Consider the following 22,918-nt stretch of genomic DNA (forward strand, 5'->3'; position numbering starts at 1 on the left):
TCAGTCGGGGTCGGCGAGCCCTTCCAGGCCCCGCCAGATCTCCGCGGTGACACGGACCGCCTCGTCCACGTCACCGGCCGCGCAGGCCTCGATGAGCTGATCGTGCAGCCCGGCCGACCGGCAGTTGCCGCCCTCGCCGAAGCGCCGTCGCTCCAGCCGGCGGATGAGCGGGGTGTAGCGCGTGATGGTCGCGGCGGCGGCGTGGTTGCCGCTCACCCGGACCAGCACGTCGTGGAGTTCGTCGTCGGCGTGCAGGGCCGCGTCCACGTCGCCCGAGCCGACGGCCGCCGCGAAGCACTCGTTGGCCTCGCGCATCGCCTCGATGTCGGCGGCGAACAGCCGGGGTACGGCGACCCGCGTCACCAGCTCGTGCATGGCCCCGACCACGGCCGCCGCGTCCCGTACGTCGGCGGCCACGACCCGGGTGACCCGCGTGTAGCTCTGCGGCTTGCTCTCCAGCAGCCCCTCGTCCACGAGCCGCGCGAAGGCCTCCCGCACCGGCGCCCGGGACAGCCCGAGCTGCTCGGCGAGGTCGGCGTCCCGGACGACCGCGCCGGGCTCGATCTCCCCGGAGACGATGGCGTCCCGGATCGAGGCGTAGGCGCGGTCCCTGAGCAGGGTGCGGGGGACGGGCTGGATGGCGTCCATGAACTGACATGTTAGATGTCAGAACTCAGGCGGTCCAGGGCCAGTCGGCGTCCCGAGCGCCCTCGAGCAGCGGCACCATCCGGAAAGCGGCGTCCGACAGCCCTCCGAAAGTGTGCCTGATCCCCTTCCCCGACGGGCCGTGGCCCGCCCGGTACCCGGCCAGGTTCCAGGTGTAGACCGGCACGTCGGCCGGGACCTGCTCGGTCGGGTCGCCGTGGCGGCTGTACGCGTACTGCTCGTCGGTGACGATCAGCACCCTGTCATGCTTCTTGTAGTGGCGGCGCACCGCCTCGGTCGTGTCGGTGCCGCCCAGGTCGCCGAAGCGGCCGAGGATCTTCAGCACGGACTCGCCCGCGCGGAACTTCACACGATTGCTCGACGTCCCGAACTCTACGAGATCCGCGTCCGCCGCCCGCAGCGCGAGCGCCGTACCGAAGATCGCCGCCGCGTCGGCCCGGTTGAGCTCCGAGCGGTCCGACAGCCGGGAGTAGAACATCGAGCCCGAGCGGTCGACGAGCACCAGCGTCCGGCCGGGCAGCACGGGCACGTTGGCCAGCGAGTGACCGAGCGCCTGCTCCAGCGGGTACGCCCAGCGCAGCGACGGCGCGTGCTGGTACGCGGCGAGGTACCGGAAGGGGAACTGCCGCGAACGCGCGACCTGAGCCGGGTCGCTGATCTTCGCCGCGACCTGGGCGGCCACCTCGTCGCAGACACCGGCCTCGTCGAAATTCCGCAGGTTGCGGCACAGTGCCATCGCGCCCATCGACGGGATCACAGCCTCCCAGGCCGCCTTGTCCATCGGCCCCTGCAGCCAGCCCGCCAGCGCCTCCCAGGTCATCCCGGCCGCCGCCAGCCGCTCGGCACCGCCCTCGGACGTGACCACCGCGCGCCGCTCCTCGACCGGCAGCGCCATCAGCTCACGGTGCGCTGTGAGGACACGGTTCGATGCGGGCGGCACGGCCGTGTCCGGGTTGTGCCGGCGGTCGAGGGCGTACTGGAACAGCTCGCCCTGCCACGGCTTGTCCGGGTCCGGGGCCGCGTGCACGAGGTTGAGGACGTCGCCGAAGCGGTAGCCCTTCGACGCGGTGTCGTACTTCAGCAGCGACTTGCCGCCGTAGAGGCGCCGTACGGCGTCGGCGATGCCGCGCTTCACGGGCTTGGGGACGTTGCGGCCGTACATCGCGGTCCAGTACGCGAGCAGCTCGCCGGGCTCGTCGGGACGCTGGAGTACGGAGGCGACGACCTGCCGGTTCGCCGGGCCGTCGGTCGCCCCGGCCTCCAGTCGCGCCTTCACGTACTCGGCGGCGCCCACGACCGCGGCCGTACGGAGGTTGCCCTCGCCGCGCAGCCAGCCGAGCAGTCCGGCCGTCCACTCCGGGTCGGTGACGGCGAGCTCTCGTACGAGCGTGGCGAACCGGTCGTCGCGGGCGGCGCCGGTCTCATAAAAGGTCTGCTGCGAGACCAGGTTGGAGACCGACAGCAGGAAAAGCTCGGAGCGCGGGTCGCGCTCGCGGCCGCGGCCTCCCTCGTAGGTACGGAGCACCCGGCCCGTCGACGTCACCCGCGAGGTCGGCCGGGCCTTGGCCGTACGGATATTGAATCGCGCCATGCTGAATTCCCCCGAATTCATGAGAGGTTTCGGAGGGAAGCGCAGCAAAAGGAGGGTGTCCGAGATCAGGAGTCGGCGACGGACTTAGCCTGGTGCTCTTCCGAATTGAGCTACACCGACCCGAAGTCGATGACGGGATTCGAACCCGCAGCCGCCAGATCCAATGAAGTAACCGTTGCCTGCGCACCGGACACCCACCATGAGCTGCGCCTCCCGAGATCAAGTCGGCGGCGGCTGTGGATTCTTTGGAAGAGAAGTAGCCGCTGCCATCGCACCGGGAGGTGCGTGACGTTGTGATCTCACTGTAGGAGGCGCAGCTTCGGCGGTGCGACCGAATTAATTACCGCAGCTGCCGCTTCCAGGGCCCGGTGATCGCGACCAGAATGCCGGGGTCCTGGATGTTGGCGAACAGCGTCCGCCCGTCGGGCGAGAAGGTGACGCCGGCGAACTCGCTGTATTCCGGCTCCTCTTCGGTGCCGACGTTCAGGTCGTTGCGGGCGATGGGGTACGTGCGGCCGCTGTCGGTGGCGCCGAAGAGGTGCGAGACGCCCTCGCCGTCCTCGGCGAGGACCAGGCCGCCGTACGGGGAGACGGTGATGTTGTCGGGGCCGTCGAAGGCGCCGTCGACGGACGGGTCGGGATTCACACCGAGCAGGACCTTCAGCGTCAGCGTGCGGCGCTTGGGGTCGTAGAACCAGACCTGGCCGTCGTGCTGGACGGGGCTCTCCTCACGGGCGTAGGAGGAGACGATGTAGGCGCCCCCGTCGCCCCACCACATGCCCTCCAGCTTGCGGGCGCGGGTGATCTCGTCGGCCCCGAACTGCTGGCGCACGGCGACGGTCTTGGCGTCGCGGTCGGGTACGTCCACCCAGTCGACGCCGTACACGGTGCCGATCTTCGCGGCGCGGGAGAGGTCGTCGACGAACTTGCCGCCGGAGTCGTAGCACTTGGGCGCCTGCAGGACGCCGGCGTCGTCGGCGAGGGTGCGGAGCTTGCCGCGGCCGTACTCGAAGCCCTTGGGCGGGGTCCAGCGGAAGAAGAGGCCGTTGGGCTTGGAGGCGTCCTCGGTGAGGTAGGCGTGGCCGCGCTTGGGGTCGATGACGACGGCCTCGTGGTCGTACCGGCCGAAGAACTTCAGCGGCTTGGGAGCACGGTTGGCGCGCCGGTCCACGGGGTCGACCTCGAAGACGTAGCCGTGGTCCTTGGTCATGCCGTTGACGCCGGCCTTGTCGGAGTTCTCCTCGCAAGTGAGCCAGGTGCCCCACGGGGTGCTGCCGCCGGCGCAGTTGGTGGAGGTGCCGGCGATGCCGACCCATTCGGCGACCTGTCCGTCGGGGCGTACCTCGACGACCGTGCAGCCGCCGGAGGCGGCCGGGTCGTAGACGAGGCCCTCGGTGAGCGGGACCGGGTACTTCCAGTTGGCGCGCGGGCCCTTCAGCTCGTGGTTGTTGACGAGGAGGGTGGTGCCGCGCGGGCCGGCGAAGGTGGCCGTGCCATCGTGGTTGGAGGGGGTGAACTCGCCCGACTCCAGCTTGGTCTTTCCGCTGTAGGTGAGGATGCGGTACTCGAACCCGGCGGGCAGCGCGAGGATGCCCTTGGGGTCGGGGACCAGAGGTCCGTAGCCGACGCCGCCGGACGCGTCCGCCGTCTCCTCCCCCGCGCTGTCGGTGTCGTAGGAGGCGAGGGCTCCCGGGGCGGTGGCGAGGGCGCCGACGCTGCCCGCCAGTGCGACACCGGCACCGGTGATCGCGGATTTTCTGGCGAAGTCCCTGCGGCTGAGCGACATGGTGTCTCCTGTGACGGTGGGTATGCCAGTGGAGGGTGGCGGACCTCGGTCGGCGCCACGGTCCCGCCCATGCCTGAACGTGGGTTGAACGCCGGGAGACGTTACCGGGTCCGCTTCCATGAACGCGCACACGGCACGCCGGGGGACGAAAGGGACATTACGCCCCCTGTCGCTCAGCTCCCTTGCTGCGACCGCGCCTTGAAGGCCGCCTTGCGGGCCTCCTTGGCGATCTTCTTGTCCGGGTGCAGCCGTCCCATCGCCTCCAGCACGTCCGCCGTGGCCGGGTGGTCGACCCGCCAGGCCGTCGCGAAGAACCCGCTGTGCTGCTGGGCCAGCCCCTCCACCAGCCCCCTCAGCTCCTCGGAGTTCCCCTCGGCCGCCAGCTGTGCGGCGATCGTGTCGACGGTCAGCCAGAACACCATGTCCCCGGACGGCGGCGGCACGTCCAAGGCGCCCCGCTCGGTCAGCCAGACCCGTGCCAGTCCGCCGAGTTCGGGGTCGTCGAGCACCTCGCGCAGCGCGGGCTCGGCCTGCGCGCCGACCAGCGACAGCGCCTGCTGGCAGCGCAGCCGGCGGAGCGGTCCGCCGGTGTCCGAGCCGCGCGCGGCCGCGAGCAACTCGCGTGCGGCGGCGAGGGGGTCGCGGTGTGCCAGCCACTGTTCGGTCTCGGCCTGCGCCGCCGCCGGCGGGAACGTCGCCGTCCCGTCGAACAGCGCGTCGGCGCCCTTGTCAGCGAGGTCGCCGACCGCGGGTGCCTCGACGCCGGCCTCCAGCAGCCGCGCCCGCAGCCCGTACAGGCCGAGCGGGGTCAGCCGCACCATGCCGTAGCGGGAGACGTCGGTTTCGTCGACGGGGGCCGACGGCTCCTCGGCGCCTTCTTCCGTGTCCGCCATCAGCGACTCGTCGACCGGCTGGTACTCCACCAGTCCGACCGGCTCCAGCATCCGGAACTGGTCGTCGAGACGCATCATCGCGTCGGACACCTGCTCCAGTATGTCGTTGGTGGGTTCCCCCATGTCGCTGGGCACGATCACCGACGCGGCCAGCGCGGGCAGCGGCACGATGCCGTCGCCCGGCCCGTCCTCGTTGACGGTGAGCAGGTACAGGTTCCCGAGCACGCCGTCCAGGAACTCCGCCTCGGCCTCCGGGGCCCAGTCCAGGGACGACAGGTCGATCTCGCCGGCCCCGTGTTCCGCCGCGTCGACCAGGTCGTCCAGGTCCGGCACGCTCGCGTCGGCGACCACCGTCTCCAGGGCGCCCAGCCAGACGGCGAGCACGTCCTGCGGCGCACCGCCGGTCAGCAGGGCCAGGTCCGCGCCCGCGGTGACGGTGCCCGCGTCCTCGTCGAGGACCTCGACGAGCCCGGTGTCGACGGCGACCCGCCAGGCCTCGCTCGCGTCCGCCGCGGCGTCCTCCCCGCTCAGCCCGAGGGCCTCGGCCGCCGCCGGCAGCTGTTCGTCGACGAGTCCGGCCCCGGCGTCGACCCGGGTGTCCGGGCCGGCCCAGCGGGCGAGCCGCGCGGCCCTCGACAGCAGCGGCGTGGACAGCGCGTCCCGCGCCAGCTCCGCTTCGGGGTGCAGCCGCGCCGGCGGCAGGGGGGAGCTGTCTGACATCGGCTCGTTCTCCTAGGGGACGCGACGTACCACTCAGCCGCTCAGCCTAGACCGCTTTCCACCCATGCCGCCCGGTTCATCTCCCGGACAGGACCCGTACATGGCTGAAACCTTGACAAGTGGCTTGACCAGGCAGGAGATTACGCGCGTAGAAAGCTGTCGGACACTTGTTCACTGTACTTTCTACGCGCGTCGCCGCCGCCCCACCGGTCGCGGCTCCCACGGTTCCACGCTCCACCCTCGTCCCGGCGCCCATGTACGTCCCCGGAGGGATCCCGTTGCCGAGCAAGTCTTCCGCGCGTCTCGCCGCGCTCACCGTCGCCGCCGTCTGTTCCGCGGCGTCGACCGTCGTCCTCACCTCACCCGCGCACGCGGACTCCGTGCGCATCCATGACATCCAGGGCACGACCCGGATATCCCCGTACGCCGGCAAGCAGGTCACGGACGTCACCGGCATCGTCACCGGTGTGCGGACCTACGGCTCGTCCCGTGGCTTCTGGATCCAGGATCCGGACCCGGACGCGGACCCGGCCACCAGTGAGGGTGTCTTCGTCTTCACCAGCTCCACCCCGAAGGTCGCGGTCGGCGACGCGGTGAACGTCTCCGGCACCGTCTCGGAGTTCGTCCCCGGCGGCACCTCCTCCGGCAACCAGGCGCTGACCGAGATCGTCCGCCCGACGGTCACCGTCGTCTCCAGCGGCAACGCGGTCCCGGCGGCCACCGTCATCGACGCGAGGTCCGTGCCGGGCGCCTACGCCCCGGCCGGCGACGCGGCCGCGAGCGGTTCGGTCAACGGCCTGACCCTCCAGCCGTCGAAGTACGCCCTGGACCGCTACGAGTCCCTGGAGGGCATGACCGTCCAGGTCTCCGACACGCGTGTGGTCGGCGCCACCGACCCGTTCACCGAGCTGTGGGTCACGGTCAAGCCGTGGGAGAACCGCAACCGCCGCGGCGGCACGGTCTACGGCTCCTACGACTCCCAGAACACCGGCCGGCTCCAGATCCAGTCCCTCGGCGCGGTCGCCGACTTCCCGACCGCGAACGTCGGCGACACGCTCACCGGGACCACCGCGGGCCCGCTGGACTACAACCAGTTCGGCGGCTACACCCTCGTCGCCAACAAGATCGGCGCGCTGAAGGGCGCCGGTCTCGAGCGGGAGACCACCGAGCGGCAGAAGAGGGGCGAGCTGGCGGTCGCGACGTACAACGTCGAGAACCTCGACCCGACCGACGCGACCTTCGAGGAGCACGCCGCCGCGATCGTGCACAACCTGAAGTCGCCCGACATCGTGTCCCTGGAGGAGATCCAGGACAACAACGGCGCGAAGAACGACGGCACGGTCGCCGCCGACCAGACGGTGACCAAGCTGACCGACGCGATCGTCGCGGCCGGCGGCCCGAAGTACGACTGGCGCTCGGTCGACCCGGCCAACAACACCGACGGCGGCGAGCCGGGCGGCAACATCCGCCAGGTGTTCCTGTTCAACCCGGAGCGGGTGTCCTTCACCGACCGCGCGGGCGGCGACGCCACGACCGCCGTCGGTGTCACCAAGGAGCGCGGCAGGGCGGCGCTGACGGTCTCCCCCGGCCGGATCGACCCGGCGAACGCCGCCTGGGCGAGCAGCCGCAAGCCGCTGGCCGGTGAGTTCGTCTTCCGCGGCCGCACGGTCTTCGTGATCGCGAACCACTTCAACTCCAAGGGCGGCGACCAGGCCCTGACCTCGCAGTACCAGCCGCCGACGCGCAGCTCGGAGACCCAGCGGCACGCCCAGGCGACCGCGGTGAACACCTTCGTCAAGGACATCCTGGCCGCCCAGAAGAACGCGGACGTCGTCACCCTCGGCGACATCAACGACTTCGAGTTCTCCGGCACCACCAAGCTCCTGGAGGACGACGGCGCGCTCTGGTCGGCGATCAAGTCGCTGCCGAAGAGCGAGCGTTACTCGTACGTCTACCAGGGCAACGCCCAGGTCCTCGACCAGATCCTGGTCAGCCCGTCGATCCGGTACTCCTGCGACTTCGAGTACGACAGCGTGCACGTCAACTCGGAGTTCAACGACCAGATCAGCGACCACGACCCGCAGGTGCTGCGGTTCGAGCCGTAATCGATCGCGGTGGTCAGGGCTGGCTGAACACCCCGTCCAGCCAGCCCTTCCAGGCGGCCTCGTCCTCCTTGGCGTCGGCGCCGGGCGCGAAGTCGTGGACGCTCATGCCGACCGGGTAGCCCCAGTGGTCGCGCCCGAAGACGCGGATCAGGGCGTCCTCGGTGCGCAGTCCGAGGAAGTACGGGTTGCGGAAGTCCACTACGGCGTCGAGGACCTGCCCCTCGGGGCCGCGGGCCTGGACTCGGGCGCCCACGGCCGTGTCGTCCGCGAGGCCGAGAGCCCGGCCGACGGCGGCGAAGGAGTCGGACGCCTTGGACGCGTCGGGGCCGTCGAAGGTGGTGAAGACGACCGGGCGGCGGTCGAAGTACGTCAGGTACTGGCGCAGGGTGTGCAGGTAGAAGTCGGTGTGCCGGCCGGCCGCGTCGTACTGGTTGTCCCAGTCGTCGACGAAGATCCCGCTGTGCACGTACCGCACCCAGGCGCGTCTGCCCTCGTCGCGCGGCTCGATGGTGTAGTCGAGCTGGTTGAGGGTCTGCTCGGAGATGCCCTCGACGTCCTCGACGCGGTTGGTGTAGTGGTGCGGCGGGTCCCAGGCGGTGACGGTCGAGCCGAAGGGGCCCTTGCCGCCCTCGCGCGGCTCGGGTTCCTCCATCGGCCACAGCCAGCCACCGGTCCCGGCGGTGATGGCCCCCCACACCTGCTCGGGCGTGGCGTCGACCTCGAACTCGCGGGCGATCTCGAATTCCTTGGGTGATTCCTTGGAGACTTCCTCGGAGATTTCCTTGGACATTTCCTTGGACATGGTGGGCTCCTGAGTACTACTGATCCAATTCCGGGGCGGGCTGGTTCTCGACCGTGGGTTTGACCGTGGGATGGACGGCGACGACGATCCGGTGGTCGCGGCCGCCCTCGGCGTCGGGCGCGTCGTACTTGCGGATCAGCGCGCTCACGCCGGCCGTCAGCTCCTGGATGAACGCGGCCCGGTCGGCGGCCGAGGCGAAGCGCACCTCGCCGTCCAGCGCGTACGTCGCCAATCGCTTACGGGCCTTCGCGGCGCCGGTGATCAGTGAGCCGACGTCCCGCACCAGGCGGGCGCCGAGCGCGAGCAGCCAGCGCGCGGAGAGCTGGTCCCGGAAGCGGTCCGGGTCCGGCTGCACGGAGGCGAGCGCGAGCGGCGAGATGACGTACGACGCGGCGGTCGCGCGCATCAGCCGCTCGGTGACGTTGCCCTTGCGGCGTTCGCCGGCCAGCTCGACCAGGCCGTGCCGCTCCAGTGCCTTCAGGTGGTAGTTCACCTTCTGTCTGGGCAGTCCGACCTTGCCGGCCAGCATGGCGGCCGACGCGGGTCCGGCCGCCAGCTCGGCGAGCAGCCGGCCCCTTATGGGGTCCAGGGAGACGGCTGCGGCCTCGGGGTCCTCGATCACGGTCACGTCCAGCATGGATCCACCGTCTCACCGAACACTTTTTTTGTCCAGACGATTTCAGTGTTCGGTGAGCACCCTGCCGCACCCTGCCGCACGCACCCTGCCGCAAGCACCTGGGCGCCACCGTCACTCACCCGAGGGAGACCCGCTCACTCACCGCCCACCATGCTTCCGCCGCCACACCTCCGCCGCGACCACCACCCCCGCCGCCGCGCCGACGACCAGCACGGGCCGGGGATGACGAGCTCCGGCCTGCACGACACTGCGGACCGGACCCGGCAGGGTGTGCTCGACGGCGTGACCCGCGTGGCTCGCCTTCCCCTGGACCGTGTGCCCCGCCTGCGCCGCGCTGCTCCGCAGCTGCACCGTCATCGCCCCCGCCTTGTCCCGAAGGTCGGCCGCCCGAGCCCGCGCCCGCCCCTTCACATCCGCCTTCCCGGCCAACTCCTCGACCGTGTCGCCGAGTTCGCTCCGCGTGCGTTCGATCTCGCGCCGCAGCTCATCGGGCCCCTTCGCCCCCACCGCCTCGTGACCCTGCGCCGCCTTGTCCCGCTCCTGCGTCATCGGTGCGCCCTTCCCTTGATCTCCTCGACATCGGCCCGGACGCTGCCGAGGGTCTCCTCGGGCGTGGGCGGTGCGGCGCGGCGCAGCTGGGCGCGGCCGGTCGCCGCGAGCAGGCCCGCGAGTGCGAACAGCACGGCCGTCACGATGAGCGCCGCGGCCCACACGGGCAGCGCCAGCGAGAGCGCGGCGGCGGCCGTGGCGGCCAGGGCGAGCAGGCCGGCGTAGCCGACGGCGCCCGCGGCGCCGAGCAGCCCGCCGCCCCGTCCGGCGCGGCGGCCCTTCTCGGCCAGTTCCTCCTTGGCGAGGGCGACTTCCTGTCGTACGAGCCGGGAAAGCTGTTCGCTGGCCTGTCCGACGAGTTCCCCCACCGAATGGTGTTCGTCGCGTGTCGGCCTGGGGGCCGTGGTCCCGGTCACGGTTCCGCCTCCTCTCGGTTTCGGAACCCCCGGGTACCCTGACCAGGCCCCCGCTACCCCTGCGGCGCGCCGCCCGGCCCGCGCTCGCCGAGCCGCGCCAGCTGGGCCTGGAACCAGTCCAGCCGGGCCTGGAGGAGGGCGGCCTCCGCGACGAGTTCGGGCACGCCAAGACCCTCGGCCCCGGCGATGTCGGCCGCGGGCCGCACCGCGCCTCCTCCGGCCATCACCCGCAGGCCCTCTCCGGCCAGCCGGGCGAACCCGGCCAGTGAGACGGACGTACGGCCGCGCAGGAGGGGGCCAGCGCGCGCCAGCCGGGGCGGCCCCAGCCGGCGTCGGCGAGCGCCGCCGCGACCGTGCCGCAGGCGCAGGGGCCGACCGTGGCGGTGCGCACCCGCTGGCGGGCGTGGCGGAAGCCGCGTTCGAAGCGGATGTAGCGGCCGAGTACCAAGACTTCGAGCAGGACGGCCGTCCGGTGCTCGGCCGTGCACAGCAGCGCCTCGGCCGTCGTACGGTCGTGCACGCAGTGGAAGCCGCAGTCGCAGCGGCGGTGCGGTGCCCGGTGCCGCAGGCCGTAGACGCAAGCCGCGTCGGCCAGGACTCCGTACGGCAGCGCGCCGCCCAGCGACACACCGGTGAACCCGGCCCCGGTGCCGTCGTGGGACAGCACCGGGTGGGCGATCTTGTATCCGGTCGGCGGCTCCGTCGGGCGTTCCTCGGGGAGCCGCAGCCTCATCGGGCGGCCGGGGCCTCTTCGGGCACGGACTCCTCGGCGTCGCGGATCTCCGCGGGGAGTTCGAGTTCGGGTTCCTCCACGGTGGCCTGCGGCCGCTCTTCCGCGACTCCGGTGGCGAGTGCCTTGCCGAGCTTCATGACGCCTCCCATGACCAGGGGCCGATGACCGTCCTGACCATGGTGACCCATGAAGGGCCGACTTGGACACAGGGCCCTCGCACTTCGGGCGACGCTGCCACGGACGGCAACCTCGCAGCATCGCTTACTCACACCTCGTAGAAAAATTAAGTGGAGCTTCACTGTCGCGCTGCCGAGACTACTCGCATGACGACAGCCCGATCCTCCGCCGCCCCCTTCGGCCGCGCGCTCTGTGCCATGATCACGCCCTTCGGCGACGCGGGGGCGCTCGACCTCGACGGCGCGCAGCGGCTCGCCGATCGGCTGGTGACGGGCGGCTGCGACGGTCTCGTGCTGTCCGGTACGACGGGTGAGTCGCCGACCACCACGGACGCGGAGAAGGCCGCGCTGATCACCGCGGTCCGGGAGGCGGTGGGCGAAAGGGCGTCGATCGTCGCGGGCGTGGGCACCTTCGACACCCGGCACACCGTCGAACTGGCCCTGACGGCCGAAAAGGCGGGCGCGGACGGCCTGTTGGTGGTCAGCCCGTACTACAGCAAGCCCCCGCAGGACGCCCTGGAGGAGCATTTCCGCCAGGTCGCGGACGCGTCCGGGCTGCCGGTGGCGCTGTACGACATCCCGGGCCGCACCGGCACCCGCATCGAGCCCGACACGATGATCCGGCTCGCCGAGCATCCCCGGATCGTGGCGGTGAAGGACTGCTCGTACGACTTCCTCGGCGCCCAGAAGGTGCTCTCGCGCACGGAGTTGGCGTACTACGCGGGCTGCGACGAGCACAATCTCGCCCTGTACGCGGTCGGCGGTGCGGGGTACATCAGCACGGTCGCGAACGCCACCCCGGCCCAGCTCCGCGCCGTCCTTGACGCGTTCGACGCGGGAGACACCGCCCAGGCGGCCCGACTGCAACAACGCGCCACGGCACTCATCGAGTTGATGATGTCGGCGGGCCTGCCCGGCGCGGTCACCGCCAAGGCCCTCCTCAACGAACTGGGCCTGCCCGCGGGCCCGGTCCGCGCACCGCTGCGGCCCGCCGGCCGCGAGACGGTCGACGGGCTGCTGGCGGCGTACGAGCGGCTGGTGGCGGTATGAGGGAACCCCAGGGCTAGCGGCGGGCGAAGACCGGCTCCCACTCCGTTCGGTCGGGGGTCATGTTCTGCTCGCGGGGGCCGCTCAACCACTCGACCTTGTCGCTGTCGACGCTGACCAGCGCCAGCCGGGGCCGGTAGAGCTCCGAACCCGCCGTCCGTTCCCAGGCGATGAGCCGCTTGTCGTCCACCCAGGCGAGCAGCTGCGCGCCGCGCACCTCGGTGATCTCCTTTCCGGTGGTCGGGTTGACGATGGAGGACCAGGACCTGTCCTTGGCCTCGGTCCCCAGGCCGACCGCGGCGATCCTGCCGTCCGGGGACAGGCGCGCGTCGACGTCCCACCGCAGGTGCCGCTCGTTCGCGGGGGCGGCGACCTCGTTGCCCGCGAGGTCGTAGAACTGCTGCGTCCCGTCCCGCGAGCTGACGATCCTGGAGTACACCCGCTGACCGTCACGACTGAAGGCGAAGTCCTCACGGGGATTGATGTCGCGCCGGGGCTTGACCGGGCTCCAGGAACCCTCGCCGGAGGCCACGTCGAGAATGTGGAAGCCCGTCCGGCTCGACTGGCCGAACGGTGACATCCACGCCTGCGCCGCCCTGACGCGCACATCCGGGTGGTCGTCGTACGTCGTGGCGACCAGTCGGCTCCCGTCGTACGAGAACGCGAGCCCGCCGACCCGGTGCTCGACCGGGATCCACCGCTCGACCTCCCCCGTCGCGAGGTCGAGCAGGCCGATCCGGCGGGCGGGCAGCTCCCGTTCCAGGACGGCGGCGGTCTTCATGCCGGGGGCGACGGCGACGTAGGACCAGCGGTCGTCCTTCTCGTACGTCCCGGTCTTCTGGTCGAGCAGCCAGTAGGTGCGCTGGGAGATCGCCCGGTCCTTGGTGATCGGATCGGTCTGCGCGGTGTAGTACGCGGCCAGCGCCACGTTCCCGGCGGCGATCAGGTCGCGCGGCGGTGACTGGTCCGGGTGGGCGCTGGTGCCGCCCTGCTCCAGGATGCCCGCCGGGCGCACGTCGTCCTTGCCGGAGTCCAGCCTCGGCACCAGCACGGAGACGGCGACCACGGCCGCCGTGGCAGCGGCGACGGAGGCGAGCCGGCGGGTGCGGCGGCGTCGGCGGAACGCCAGCACGCGGTCGGCGAACCCCGGTCCCGTCGACGGTTGTTCGTCGGCCAGCTCCCGCAGGGAGTCACGCACCAGTTCCTCGACGTTCACTTAAAGCACCTCCGCGGGCGAGGAGTCACGGGACGGCTGCTGCCGGGCCCCGCTGTCGGGGCCGAGGGCGGCCAGTTCGGGCGCGAGGGCACGCAGCCTGGCCAGGGAGCGGTGGGCGGTGGAGCGCACCGTGCCGACGGAGCAGCCGAGGATCCGGGCCACGTCGGCCTCCGGCAGGTCCTCGAAGGTGGGGGTCCCCCCGCTCGAGCGAAGCCGAGAGTGGGGGAGCAGCACGAGCACGGTGCGCTGCCGGGCGGTCAGCCGGGCCAGCGCGCCGCGCATCACCAGGCGCAGGTCGGCGGCGGACGAGGCGTCCGCGTCCGCGCCGGTCTCCGGCGGTTCGGCGACGCTGAGTTCGCGTCTCGGCCACTTCAGCCGCCAGCGGCTGACCTGCTGCCGGTAGAGGATCTGCCGGACATACGCCTCAGGTTCGTCGATGCGGTGCCAGCGGCCCGCCGCCTTGATCAGCGCGTTCTGGAGGAGGTCCTCGCCGGCGTGCCGGTCGCCGCCGCTCAGCAGGACCGCGGTCTTCAGCAGCGCGGACGACCGGTTCGCCACGAACTCCCGGAAACTCTCCTGCGCTTCGGCATCCATCGTCACCTTCTCATCCCCCGGGAGCGGACCCGCTGTCCGCTCCCCGTGCCCCTTGTGACGCGCGCGGGAGCCTCCCGCTATGCCTGCGCACGGAACCCGCGCACGGAAAAACGGGCCGGGGTCCCGTACCGCGCGTGTGCGATACGGGACCCCGGCCCGTCGAGGCAGCGGATCAGCCCCAGCGGTAGCCGTCGCCGAACAGCAGGGTGTGCTCCAGCACGTCCTCCATCGGGTCGTCGACCTGGCCCACGTTGACCAGCCCGATCCGGGGGCCGTTGTGCGAGGCCGTGTTGGTCTCGTCGGCGTGCGCGACACCGGCCGCCGGCCAGCACGCCACCGCCGCAGTGACCGCCCCGGTCAGGCAGCGCGCCACGATCCTCGCCCGTTCGTTCCTCATACCCAGGTCCCTCGTTTCGTCGGTTCGGCCTCTGATCGGACTGAAGGGTCCACCCGTTCATCTGACTGAACCGCTGCGAGGTCACGCCGGGTAACTCGTACGTGGGGCCGTGCGTACGTCAGTTGTGGCTGTGCAGGATCTCGTTCAGGCCACCCCACACCGCGTTGTTCGGGCGGGCCTCGACCGTGCCGGTGACCGAGTTGCGGCGGAAGAGGATGTTGGAGGCGCCGGACAGCTCGCGGGCCTTGACGATCTGGCCGTCGGGCATGGTGACGCGGGTGCCCGCGGTGACGTACAGACCGGCCTCGACCACGCACTCGTCGCCGAGCGCGATACCGACGCCCGCCTCGGCGCCGATCAGGCAGCGCTCGCCGATGGAGATGATCACGTTTCCGCCGCCGGAGAGCGTGCCCATCGTCGAGGCACCGCCGCCGATGTCGGAGCCGTCGCCGATCACGACGCCCGCGGAGATACGGCCCTCGACCATCGACGTGCCGAGCGTGCCCGCGTTGAAGTTGACGAAGCCCTCGTGCATGACCGTGGTGCCCGCGGCGAGGTGCGCGCCGAGGCGGACCCGGTCGGCGTCGGCGATGCGGACGCCCTTCGGGGCGACGTAGTCCGTCATGCGCGGGAACTTGTCGACGGAGGTCACCTGGAGGTGCAGGCCCTCGGCGCGGGCGTTCAGGCGGACCTTCTCGATGTCGTCGACGGCGACCGGGCCGAGCGAGGTCCAGGCGACGTTGGCGAGGAAGCCGAACATGCCGTCCAGGCTCTGGCCGTGCGGCTTGACCAGGCGGTGCGAGAGCAGGTGCAGGCGCAGGTAGACGTCGTGCGCGTCGATCGGCTTGTCGTCGAGGGAGCCGATGACCGTGCGGACCGCGACGACCTCGACGCCCCGACGGGCGTCCGGGCCGATGGCCGCGGTCGCGCCTCCGCCCAGCAGCTCCGCGGCACGCTCGGCGGACAGCCGCTCGGTGCCGGACGGGCCGGGCTCGACGGTGAGCTCGGGCGCGGGGAACCAGGTGTCGAGGACGGTGCCGTCGGCGGCGACCGTGGCGAGGCCGGCGGCAACGGCGCCGGTGGTGCGAGGGGCAGTCGTGTCGGTCATACGGGCAACCTAACCGGCCGGGCGGGGTGAGGGCGAACCGGTGCGCACGGCGTCTCATGTGCCGGGCACACCGGCCGGGAGCGGGCCCTGATCAGGGCGGCCTCAGGCTTCTGATCAGGGCGCCCTCACGGCTTCTCGCCCTTCCTGTCCACCACCGCCACCGCCAGCCGTGCCGAGCTGATCACGACGTCTCCCTTGCCCCAGTCCTCGTTCCGGCTGCTCCGGTCCAGCGACCGGTACCCCGCGCAGAGCCAGGTGTCCGGGTCGAGGAGCACCTCGTCACGGGAGGTGTCCGAGACGCTCTTCAGGTACAGCGCGTAGGCGCCGCGCCCCGCTTCGTCCTGGACCTCCGCTACCCGCACGCCTGGGATCGTGGCGAGGGCGCGGTAGACCTTGGCGAGGCCGGCGGGATCGTACGCGTACACCCGGCTGAGGACGGCCATGAGGGCCCGGTACTGGCCCGGTACTCCTGCTGGGTACCGGACCCGACCTTGTTGGTGGCGTCGAAGAAAGCGCGCGCCTTCGCCCGCACCTTCGCCGGATCGTCCGGCAGGCTCTTGAGGAACTCGTCCTCGGCCGAGTGGTCGTCGTCGAAGCGGCCGTTCACCGTCTTCGGATCGGTGTACGCCGTCCGGTCCTCGTTCGTCCGTCGGCCCGGCCGCACGTCATCCGTCGCGTTCCTGTCGACGGACTTCACGTAAATCCACTGCCCGTCGCGCGCGATGACCCCGGGACGGGCGGCGATCGCGTCGGCGGCTTCGCGAGGCCTGCGCCAACTGCGCGGCGACTCGGTCGTCGGCGTGCTCGGACCAGGTCTCGGCCACCGGGTCGTGCCCGGTACGGGCCAGCGCCCGCAGGCCCCCTAGGTTGCCCGCGATGCCGTAGAGCCAGGGGCGGGCGCTGGGGCGGGTGGTGTCGTAGCGGGACCGGATGCGGAAGGCGGTCAGGAAGGTCTCCGCGGTGATGTCGTCGGCGGCGCCCGCGCCCAGCCGCCGTGCCACGTAGCGGTGGATGTCGGGGGCGTACCGGTCGTAGAGGCGGGCGAAGAGCTCCGGTTCCTCCAGGGACTGGGCGACGACCTGGGCGTCCTCGGGCGGAGGACGGGTCCGGTGGTCCGGTCACGTGACGGCCTCCGTGGGTGTGGGTCGGGGTGAGCATGTCACCCGCTGTTCCCCGAAGGCGGCGGAACGGTTCACGCCGAGCCGCTGATGACCCGCGCCAGCACCTGACGCGCGTACCCCTCGTCGTACGGTGTCCCCGTCAGCAGCACCTGCAGACAGATCCCGTCCAGCAACGCGACCAGCGCCCGCGCGGTGACCGGGTCCGTGCGGTGGGCGAGGCGGGCGGCGAGGTCCTCGGCCCATTCGGCGGCTACCGGGCGCAGGGCGGGGCGGCGCAGGGCGGCGAGGTAGAGCTCGTACTCCAGCTCGACAGCGGTGCGTTCGCCCGCCAGCCACTCGCCCAGCAGGCCGGCGAGTTCGGCGGCCAGGTCGGTGCGCGGGTCGGCCAGGCCGCCGCGGGCGGCGACCGCCTTGGCGAAGCCCTCGTTCGCCTGCCGGAGCGCCGCGACCATCAGGTCGTCGAGACTCTCGAAGTGGTACGTCGTGGAGCCGAGCGGCACATCGGCCTCAGCGGCGACCGTGCGATGGCTCAGTCCGGCGAGGCCCTTCTCCCCCACGACCCGGATCGCCGCGTCGATGATCCGCTGCCGTCGGTCGGGGTCGTATCGCCGGGGCATCAGTGCGCACCGCCCAGGTTCAGCACCACCACGCCGACGATGATCAGCGCGATGCCGGCCGCCTTGGTGGCGGTCATGCCCTCTCCCAGGAACGCGAACCCGATGGCGGCGATGGCCGCGGTGCCGACCCCGGCCCAGATCGCGTACGCGGTACCGACCGACACGGTCTTCAGCGTCTGGGCGAGCAGGGCGAAGGAGACGACGTAGCCGAGGGCGGTGAGCAGCGAGGGCAGCAGTTTGGTGAAGCCTTCGGTGTACTTCATGGCCGTCGTCGCGGCCACCTCGGCGGCTATGGCGCCGGCGAGCATCAGGTATCCCATGTGTACGAGCGTACATATCCGATGTGGAGGCCGCTCACGCAAACGCCTGCCGGGAACTCACCTGCTCCACTAGTGTTTCACCGTTCACCTAACTTCCCCATCACCGGCCGCAGCCGTCGCCACGGGCGCCGCTGGAGGAACCACGCATGCCAGAAAGCAAGTCCCGGCCCCCGCAGAACCAGCCGTGGGAGAGCGGCTGGACTCCGGACACCTCCCGGGTACCGGGAACGCGACGTCTGTGGCTGGCCGGCGCACTGGCGCTGGCCACCGTCGCCGCGTGCCTGACCGCGATAGCCATGACGGACAAGCATTCTGACGACCGGTCACCGTCGCCCCAGGGCCAGGCGGCCGGCACGGACCCGACCGGCCCCGGTCTGATCTCCTTCGCCACGCCTTCCACGAGCGGCGCCGCGACGCCGGGCAGGAAGAGCGACGCGCCTGCCGCCCGCACCACCACGAAGGCACCCAGCCCGCACGGCTCGTCCTCCGCGCCCCCGCCCGCAGACCCGCCCAAGTCGCCCACCACGCGCCCCAGTTCGCCGGACGAGAAGCCGCCCGCCGCCATCTGGCGATCGGTCCGCTCGGTCAACTACCCCGACCGCTACTGGCACATCAGCGGCGGCCTGGTGCGGCTCGACCCGGTCGGCGGCTCGGAATCCCGCGAGGACTCCACCTTCAAGCTGGTCAAGGGCCTGGCCGACAGTTCCTGCCAGTCCTTTGCCACGGCCGACGGCAAGTATCTCCGCCACCGTGACTTCGTCCTGCGCGCGGACCGCAACGACGGCTCGTCCCTCTTCAAACAGGACGCCACGTTCTGCCCCCGCACCTCGCCGGTGTCCGGCGCGATCAGGCTGGAGTCGGTCAACTTCCCGGGCCGCTTCCTGCGCCACAAGGACTTCACGCTCCGCCTGGAGTCGTACCAGCACAGCAGCCTGTACCAGGCGGACTCGTCGTTCCGGCTGGTGGCCGGGCTGGCCTGAGCACGAGAAACGGCGACGCCCGAAGGCGTCGCCGTTCGCACCGGCTGGTCGATCTCAGACGTTGAACCCGAGCGCCCGCAGCTGCTCCCGGCCGTCGTCCGTGATCTTGTCGGGACCCCACGGCGGCATCCAGACCCAGTTGATGCGCAGCTCGTTGACCAGGCCGTCCGTGGCGGACTTGGCCTGGTCCTCGATGACGTCGGTCAGCGGACAGGCCGCCGAGGTCAGGGTCATGTCGATGGTCGCGATGTTCGCGTCGTCGATGGTGATGCCGTAGATCAGGCCGAGATTGACGACGTCGATGCCCAGTTCGGGGTCGACGACGTCGTACAGCGCCTCGCGGACTTCCTCTTCCGAGGCGGGCTTGATCTCAATGGTCTCGCTCATGCCGTCTTCCTTTCGGCGTCGGCTCCGCCCAGCGCCTGGGCCGTCGCGTCCTTCCACGCCATCCAGCTCAGGAGGGCGCACTTCACCCGCGCCGGGTACTTGGAGACACCGGCGAACGCGACCGCGTCCTCCAGCACCTCCTCCATGGCGTCGTCCGGCTCGATCCGGCCCTTGGACTGCATCAGTTCCAGGAAGGTCTCCTGGATCTTCTGCGCCTCGGCCAGCTGCTTGCCGACGAGGAGTTCGTTCAGTACGGAGGCGGAGGCCTGGCTGATCGAGCAGCCCTGGCCCTCGTACGAGACATCGCTGATCGTCGTGCCGTCGTACTTCACGCGTAGCGTGATCTCGTCGCCGCACGTCGGGTTGACGTGGTGCACCTCGGCATCGCCATCCCGCAGACCACGCCCGTGCGGGTGCTTGTAGTGGTCCAGGATGACTTCCTGGTACATCGAGTCCAGCTTCACCGTTCCTGCACGCCCCTCAGCCGAAGAAGTTCCGTACGTGCTCCAGACCGTCGACCAGAGCGTCGATCTCGGCCGGCGTGGAGTACAGATAGAACGACGCTCGCGTGGTCGCAGGAATTCCATAGCGGAGGCAGACCGGCCGTGCGCAGTGGTGGCCGACCCGGACCGCGATGCCCTGCTCGTCGAGGACCTGGCCCACGTCGTGCGGGTGGATGTCGCCCAGCGTGAAGGAGATGGCCGCTCCGCGGTCCTCGGCCGTGGTCGGGCCGATGATCCGCAGGTCGGGTACCTCCGCCAGCCGCTTCACCGCGTACTCGGTGAGCGCGTGCTCGTGGGCGAGGATCTTGTCCATGCCGATCGAGGACAGGTAGTCGATCGCCGCGCCGAGACCGACCGCCTGCGCGACCGGGGGCGTGCCCGCCTCGAACTTGTGCGGCGCCGGGGCGTACGTCGACGAGTGCATCGACACCGTCTCGATCATCTCACCGCCGCCGAGGAAGGGCGGCAGGTCCTCCAGGAGTTCCTGGCGGCCCCACAGCACGCCGATGCCCGTCGGGCCGCACATCTTGTGGCCGGTGAAGGCCACGAAGTCGGCCTGGAGGGCCTGCACGTCCAGCGGCATGTGCGGCGCGGCCTGCGAGGCGTCGATGCAGAGGAGCGCGCCGACCTCCTGCGCGCGGCGGACTATCGCCTCGACCGGGTTGATCGTGCCCAGGATGTTGGACACCAGCACGAAGGAGACGATCTTCGTCTTCTCCGTGATGATCTCGTCGATGTTGGACAGGTCGAGGCGGCCGTCGTCGGTCAGGCCGAACCACTTCAGCTTCGCGCCCGTGCGCTGCGCCAGCAGCTGCCACGGCACGATGTTGGAGTGGTGCTCCATCTCCGTGATGACGATCTCGGTCTCGTGGTCCACCCGGTAGGGCTCGTCGGCCCAGCCCAGCATGTTCGCCACGAGGTTGAGCGACTCGGAGGCGTTCTTGGTGAAGATCACCTCGTCGCGGCTCGGCGCGTTGATGAACGCGGCGACCTTGTCGCGCGCACCCTCGTACAGCGCCGTGGCCTCCTCGGCGAGCACATGCACACCGCGATGGACGTTGGCGTTGTAGCGCTCGTAGTACTCGTTCAGGGCGTCCAGCACCTGACGCGGCTTCTGCGAGGTCGCCGCGTTGTCCAGGTACACCAGCTTCCGGTCGTCGTGGACCAGGCGGTCCAGGATCGGGAAGTCCTTGCGGATCGCCTCGCCCAGAAGAGTGGGCTCAGTGAGGAGGCCCGGCAACTCTGTCACGCTGATACGCCACCCTTCGTGTATGCCTCGTAGCCCTCTTCCTCCAGCTTGTCGGCGAGTTCGGCGCCGCCGGACTCCACGATGCGGCCCGCGGAGAAGACGTGGACGTAGTCAGGCTTGATGTAGCGCAGGATGCGCGTGTAGTGCGTGATCAGCAGCGTGCCGACCTCGCCGGTCTCGCGCACGCGGTTGACGCCCTCGGACACGACGCGGAGCGCGTCGACGTCCAGACCGGAGTCGGTCTCGTCGAGGACCGCGACCTTCGGCTTGAGCAGCTCCAGCTGGAGGATCTCGTGGCGCTTCTTCTCACCGCCGGAGAAGCCCTCGTTGACGTTGCGCTCGGCGAAGGACGGGTCGATGTTGAGGCGCTCCATGGCCTCCTTGACCTCCTTCACCCAGGTACGCAGCTTGGGGGCCTCGCCGCGGATGGCCGTGGCGGAGGTGCGCAGGAAGTTGGAGACCGAGACGCCGGGGACCTCGACCGGGTACTGCATGGCCAGGAACAGGCCGGCACGGGCGCGCTCGTCGACGGACATCTCCAGGACGTCCTCGCCGTCGAGGGTGACGGTGCCGCTGGTGATCGTGTACTTCGGGTGACCCGCGAGCGAATAGGCGAGGGTCGACTTGCCCGAGCCGTTGGGGCCCATGATGGCGTGCGTCTCGCCCTGCTTCACGGTGAGGTCGACGCCCTTGAGGATCTCCTTCGTGGCGTTGTCGGCCTCGACGGTGACGTGCAGGTCTCGGATTTCAAGCGTTGCCATGGGTGCCTCAGGACTCCTGGGTGAGGGAGACGAGCACGTCGTCCCCTTCGATCTGTACGGGGTATACGGGGACGGGGCGCGTCGCGGGAAGGCCGGACGGCTTGCCGGTGCGGAGGTCGAAGCTGGAGCCGTGCAGCCAGCACTCGATCTGGCAGTCCTCCACCTCGCCCTCGGAGAGCGAGACGTTCGCGTGGGAGCAGATGTCGTAGATGGCGAACACCTCCCCCTCGGTACGGACGACCGAGACCGGCGTGCCGTCGAGTTCCACCCTTTTCGGGGTGTCGTCCTCCAGCTCGCTCAGCCCACAGACGCGTACGAAAGCGGTCATCAGACCGACGCCTCCAGCTCCTCGTCGATCTTCACGAGCAGGCGCTCCTCGATGTCGTCGACACCGATCTGCTGGACCAGCTCGGCGAAGAAGCCGCGGACGACGAGACGGCGGGCCTCCTCGGCCGGGATGCCGCGGGCCATCAGGTAGAAGAGCTGCTCGTCGTCGAAGCGGCCGGTGGCGGAGGCGTGACCCGCGCCGACGATCTCGCCGGTCTCGATCTCGAGGTTCGGCACGGAGTCCACGCGCGCCCCGTCCGTCAGGACCAGGTTGCGGTTCATCTCGTACGTGTCCGTGCCTTCGGCCTTGGCTTCGATCAGCACGTCACCGATCCACACGGCGTGCGCGTCGTCGCCCTGGAGCGCGCCCTTGTAGGCGACGTTCGACTTGCAGTGCGGGGTGTTGTGGTCGACGAAGAGGCGGTGCTCCTGGTGCTGGCCCGCGTCGGTGAAGTACAGGCCGAAGAGCTCGGCCTCGCCACCGGTGCCGGCGTAGGCGACGCGCGGGTGCAGACGTACCAGGTCGCCGCCGAAGGTGACCACGAACGACTTGAAGGTGGCGTCCCGGCCGATCAGCGCGTTGTGCTGGCCCACGTGGACGGCCTTGTCGTCCCAGTCCTGGACCGAGACGACGGTCAGCTTGGCGCCGTCGCCCAGGATGTAGTCGACGTTGGCGGCGAGCACGGCGTCACCGGTGTGGTCGATGACGACGACGGCTTCGGCGAAGGCTCCCAGCTCGACGACCTGGTGGCCGTAGGCGACCCCGCCCTCGCCGTGCACGGCGATGCGGATCGGCTCGGCGAGCACCGTCTCCTTGGGGACGGTGACCACGCCGGCCTTCTCGAACGCCGAGTACGCCTGGGCGGCGACGCGGTCCACCGGGGTGCCGGCCTTGCCGATCCGGGCGTCGTCACGGCCGACGGTCTCGACCACGACGCCCTCGGGGGCGTCGATGTCGACCTTCACGCCGTCGCCGGTGGCGACCGCGGTGCCGTCGTGCAGCCCACGCAGGCGCTCCAGCGGCGTGAACCGCCATTCCTCCTCGCGGCCGTGGGGGACCGGGAAGTCCGCCACGTCGAAGGACGGGGGCGCGCTCATGCGCGTGGCGACGGTCGACTCGGCGGCCACCGCGATCTGGCCGGCGGTGGTGGATCCCACCGGGATGTTCTGGGCCTCAGCCATGGCTGTCGGTCTGCTCTCTTTCCTACGTCAGATTT

25 protein-coding genes and 2 pseudogenes are annotated in these 22,918 nt (G+C 70.8%); 3 read left to right on the forward strand and 24 right to left on the reverse strand.

Annotation, left to right across the window (positions count from 1 at the left end; translation table 11 throughout):
- The 4 genes from Q4V64_RS11910 to Q4V64_RS11925 form a co-directional block, all read right to left on the reverse strand.
- Entirely contained in the window at positions 1-648 is a 648-nt protein-coding gene (locus Q4V64_RS11910) for a GntR family transcriptional regulator (RefSeq protein WP_124443170.1), read from the reverse strand.
- Positions 649-673: 25 nt separating this feature from the next.
- Positions 674-2,257 (reverse strand): TROVE domain-containing protein, encoded by a 1,584-nt coding sequence (locus tag Q4V64_RS11915; RefSeq protein ID WP_124443169.1) that lies wholly within the window; start codon positions 2,255-2,257, stop codon positions 674-676.
- 340 nt (positions 2,258-2,597) lie between these two features.
- Positions 2,598-4,043 (reverse strand): alkaline phosphatase PhoX, encoded by a 1,446-nt coding sequence (locus Q4V64_RS11920; protein WP_124443168.1) that lies wholly within the window; start codon positions 4,041-4,043, stop codon positions 2,598-2,600.
- A gap of 173 nt (positions 4,044-4,216) precedes the next feature.
- Complete coding sequence (locus Q4V64_RS11925; RefSeq protein WP_124443167.1) at positions 4,217-5,656, reverse strand: hypothetical protein; 1,440 nt, start codon at positions 5,654-5,656, stop codon at positions 4,217-4,219.
- A 278-nt stretch (positions 5,657-5,934) separates the two neighbouring features.
- Here Q4V64_RS11925 and Q4V64_RS11930 point away from each other — a divergent pair, with 278 nt between their 5' ends.
- Positions 5,935-7,761, forward strand: coding sequence for an endonuclease/exonuclease/phosphatase family protein (locus Q4V64_RS11930; RefSeq protein WP_124443166.1), 1,827 nt, complete (start codon positions 5,935-5,937; stop codon positions 7,759-7,761).
- A gap of 13 nt (positions 7,762-7,774) precedes the next feature.
- Here the strand turns inward: Q4V64_RS11930 and Q4V64_RS11935 are convergent, their stop codons facing one another.
- From Q4V64_RS11935 to Q4V64_RS11965, 6 genes and pseudogenes are all read right to left on the reverse strand, one after another.
- Complete coding sequence (locus tag Q4V64_RS11935) at positions 7,775-8,563, reverse strand: SRPBCC domain-containing protein (RefSeq protein WP_253267248.1); 789 nt, start codon at positions 8,561-8,563, stop codon at positions 7,775-7,777.
- 16 nt (positions 8,564-8,579) lie between these two features.
- Positions 8,580-9,200, reverse strand: a complete 621-nt coding sequence (locus Q4V64_RS11940) for a winged helix-turn-helix domain-containing protein (protein WP_124443165.1) — start codon at positions 9,198-9,200, stop codon at positions 8,580-8,582.
- A gap of 138 nt (positions 9,201-9,338) precedes the next feature.
- Positions 9,339-9,749 carry a DUF3618 domain-containing protein gene (locus Q4V64_RS11945; protein ID WP_124443164.1) on the reverse strand — a complete coding sequence of 137 codons (411 nt, stop codon included), beginning with the start codon at positions 9,747-9,749 and terminating at the stop codon, positions 9,339-9,341.
- Entirely contained in the window at positions 9,746-10,165 is a 420-nt protein-coding gene (locus tag Q4V64_RS11950) for a phage holin family protein (RefSeq protein WP_124443163.1), read from the reverse strand. Before Q4V64_RS11950 ends, Q4V64_RS11945 begins: the two co-directional genes overlap by 4 nt.
- Before the next feature lie 53 nt (positions 10,166-10,218).
- Positions 10,219-10,898 (reverse strand): annotated as a pseudogene (locus tag Q4V64_RS11960) (hypothetical protein).
- Positions 10,895-11,035, reverse strand: a complete 141-nt coding sequence (locus Q4V64_RS11965) for a hypothetical protein (protein ID WP_172629439.1) — start codon at positions 11,033-11,035, stop codon at positions 10,895-10,897. Before Q4V64_RS11965 ends, Q4V64_RS11960 begins: the two are co-directional and overlap by 4 nt.
- A gap of 186 nt (positions 11,036-11,221) precedes the next feature.
- Here Q4V64_RS11965 and dapA point away from each other — a divergent pair, with 186 nt between their 5' ends.
- On the forward strand, positions 11,222-12,124 hold the full coding sequence (dapA, locus tag Q4V64_RS11970) for a 4-hydroxy-tetrahydrodipicolinate synthase (RefSeq protein ID WP_172629438.1): 903 nt from the start codon (positions 11,222-11,224) through the stop codon (positions 12,122-12,124).
- Positions 12,125-12,137: 13 nt separating this feature from the next.
- On the opposite strand, the gene Q4V64_RS11975 is transcribed toward dapA, so the two are convergent.
- From Q4V64_RS11975 to Q4V64_RS12010, 8 genes and pseudogenes are all read right to left on the reverse strand, one after another.
- Entirely contained in the window at positions 12,138-13,337 is a 1,200-nt protein-coding gene (locus Q4V64_RS11975; RefSeq protein WP_124443161.1) for a WD40 repeat domain-containing protein, read from the reverse strand.
- Positions 13,338-13,931, reverse strand: coding sequence for a SigE family RNA polymerase sigma factor (locus tag Q4V64_RS11980; RefSeq protein WP_124443160.1), 594 nt, complete (start codon positions 13,929-13,931; stop codon positions 13,338-13,340).
- A 172-nt stretch (positions 13,932-14,103) separates the two neighbouring features.
- Positions 14,104-14,328, reverse strand: coding sequence for a hypothetical protein (locus tag Q4V64_RS11985; RefSeq protein WP_095752549.1), 225 nt, complete (start codon positions 14,326-14,328; stop codon positions 14,104-14,106).
- Between the two features lie 118 nt (positions 14,329-14,446).
- Positions 14,447-15,436 carry a 2,3,4,5-tetrahydropyridine-2,6-dicarboxylate N-succinyltransferase gene (gene dapD / locus Q4V64_RS11990; protein WP_124443159.1) on the reverse strand — a complete coding sequence of 330 codons (990 nt, stop codon included), beginning with the start codon at positions 15,434-15,436 and terminating at the stop codon, positions 14,447-14,449.
- Between the two features lie 125 nt (positions 15,437-15,561).
- The gene (locus Q4V64_RS11995; protein WP_124443158.1) at positions 15,562-15,879 is read right to left on the reverse strand and encodes a hypothetical protein; all 318 of its coding nucleotides are present in this window, start codon (positions 15,877-15,879) and stop codon (positions 15,562-15,564) included.
- 333 nt (positions 15,880-16,212) lie between these two features.
- A pseudogene (locus Q4V64_RS12000) lies at positions 16,213-16,500 on the reverse strand (sigma-70 family RNA polymerase sigma factor); the annotation flags it as partial.
- A 128-nt stretch (positions 16,501-16,628) separates the two neighbouring features.
- Complete coding sequence (locus tag Q4V64_RS12005) at positions 16,629-17,174, reverse strand: TetR family transcriptional regulator (RefSeq protein WP_124443156.1); 546 nt, start codon at positions 17,172-17,174, stop codon at positions 16,629-16,631.
- A complete protein-coding gene (locus Q4V64_RS12010; protein WP_124443155.1) occupies positions 17,174-17,494 on the reverse strand; it encodes a multidrug efflux SMR transporter in 321 nt (106 codons plus the stop codon). Before Q4V64_RS12010 ends, Q4V64_RS12005 begins: the two co-directional genes overlap by 1 nt.
- 146 nt (positions 17,495-17,640) lie before the next feature.
- Here Q4V64_RS12010 and Q4V64_RS12015 point away from each other — a divergent pair, with 146 nt between their 5' ends.
- Positions 17,641-18,474 (forward strand): AbfB domain-containing protein, encoded by an 834-nt coding sequence (locus Q4V64_RS12015; protein WP_124443154.1) that lies wholly within the window; start codon positions 17,641-17,643, stop codon positions 18,472-18,474.
- Positions 18,475-18,528: 54 nt separating this feature from the next.
- Here Q4V64_RS12015 and Q4V64_RS12020 read toward each other — a convergent pair whose 3' ends face one another.
- From Q4V64_RS12020 to sufD, 6 genes are read right to left on the reverse strand one after another with little or no spacing between them, the layout of a single operon-like run.
- The gene (locus tag Q4V64_RS12020; protein ID WP_124443153.1) at positions 18,529-18,861 is read right to left on the reverse strand and encodes a metal-sulfur cluster assembly factor; all 333 of its coding nucleotides are present in this window, start codon (positions 18,859-18,861) and stop codon (positions 18,529-18,531) included.
- The gene (sufU, locus tag Q4V64_RS12025; RefSeq protein ID WP_124443152.1) at positions 18,858-19,325 is read right to left on the reverse strand and encodes a Fe-S cluster assembly sulfur transfer protein SufU; all 468 of its coding nucleotides are present in this window, start codon (positions 19,323-19,325) and stop codon (positions 18,858-18,860) included. Before sufU ends, Q4V64_RS12020 begins: the two co-directional genes overlap by 4 nt.
- A gap of 16 nt (positions 19,326-19,341) precedes the next feature.
- Complete coding sequence (locus Q4V64_RS12030) at positions 19,342-20,613, reverse strand: cysteine desulfurase (RefSeq protein ID WP_124443151.1); 1,272 nt, start codon at positions 20,611-20,613, stop codon at positions 19,342-19,344.
- Complete coding sequence (gene sufC / locus Q4V64_RS12035; RefSeq protein WP_124443150.1) at positions 20,610-21,374, reverse strand: Fe-S cluster assembly ATPase SufC; 765 nt, start codon at positions 21,372-21,374, stop codon at positions 20,610-20,612. The genes Q4V64_RS12030 and sufC overlap by 4 nt, the downstream gene beginning before the upstream one ends.
- A 7-nt stretch (positions 21,375-21,381) precedes the next feature.
- Positions 21,382-21,702, reverse strand: coding sequence for a non-heme iron oxygenase ferredoxin subunit (locus Q4V64_RS12040; protein ID WP_124443149.1), 321 nt, complete (start codon positions 21,700-21,702; stop codon positions 21,382-21,384).
- Positions 21,702-22,883: a Fe-S cluster assembly protein SufD gene (sufD, locus tag Q4V64_RS12045; RefSeq protein ID WP_124443148.1), complete on the reverse strand. Its 1,182-nt coding sequence runs from the start codon at positions 22,881-22,883 to the stop codon at positions 21,702-21,704. The genes Q4V64_RS12040 and sufD overlap by 1 nt, the downstream gene beginning before the upstream one ends.
- Between the last annotated feature and the right edge of the window lie 35 nt (positions 22,884-22,918).

It is taken from the genome of Streptomyces sp. NL15-2K (assembly GCF_030551255.1).
Taxonomy (GTDB): domain Bacteria; phylum Actinomycetota; class Actinomycetes; order Streptomycetales; family Streptomycetaceae; genus Streptomyces.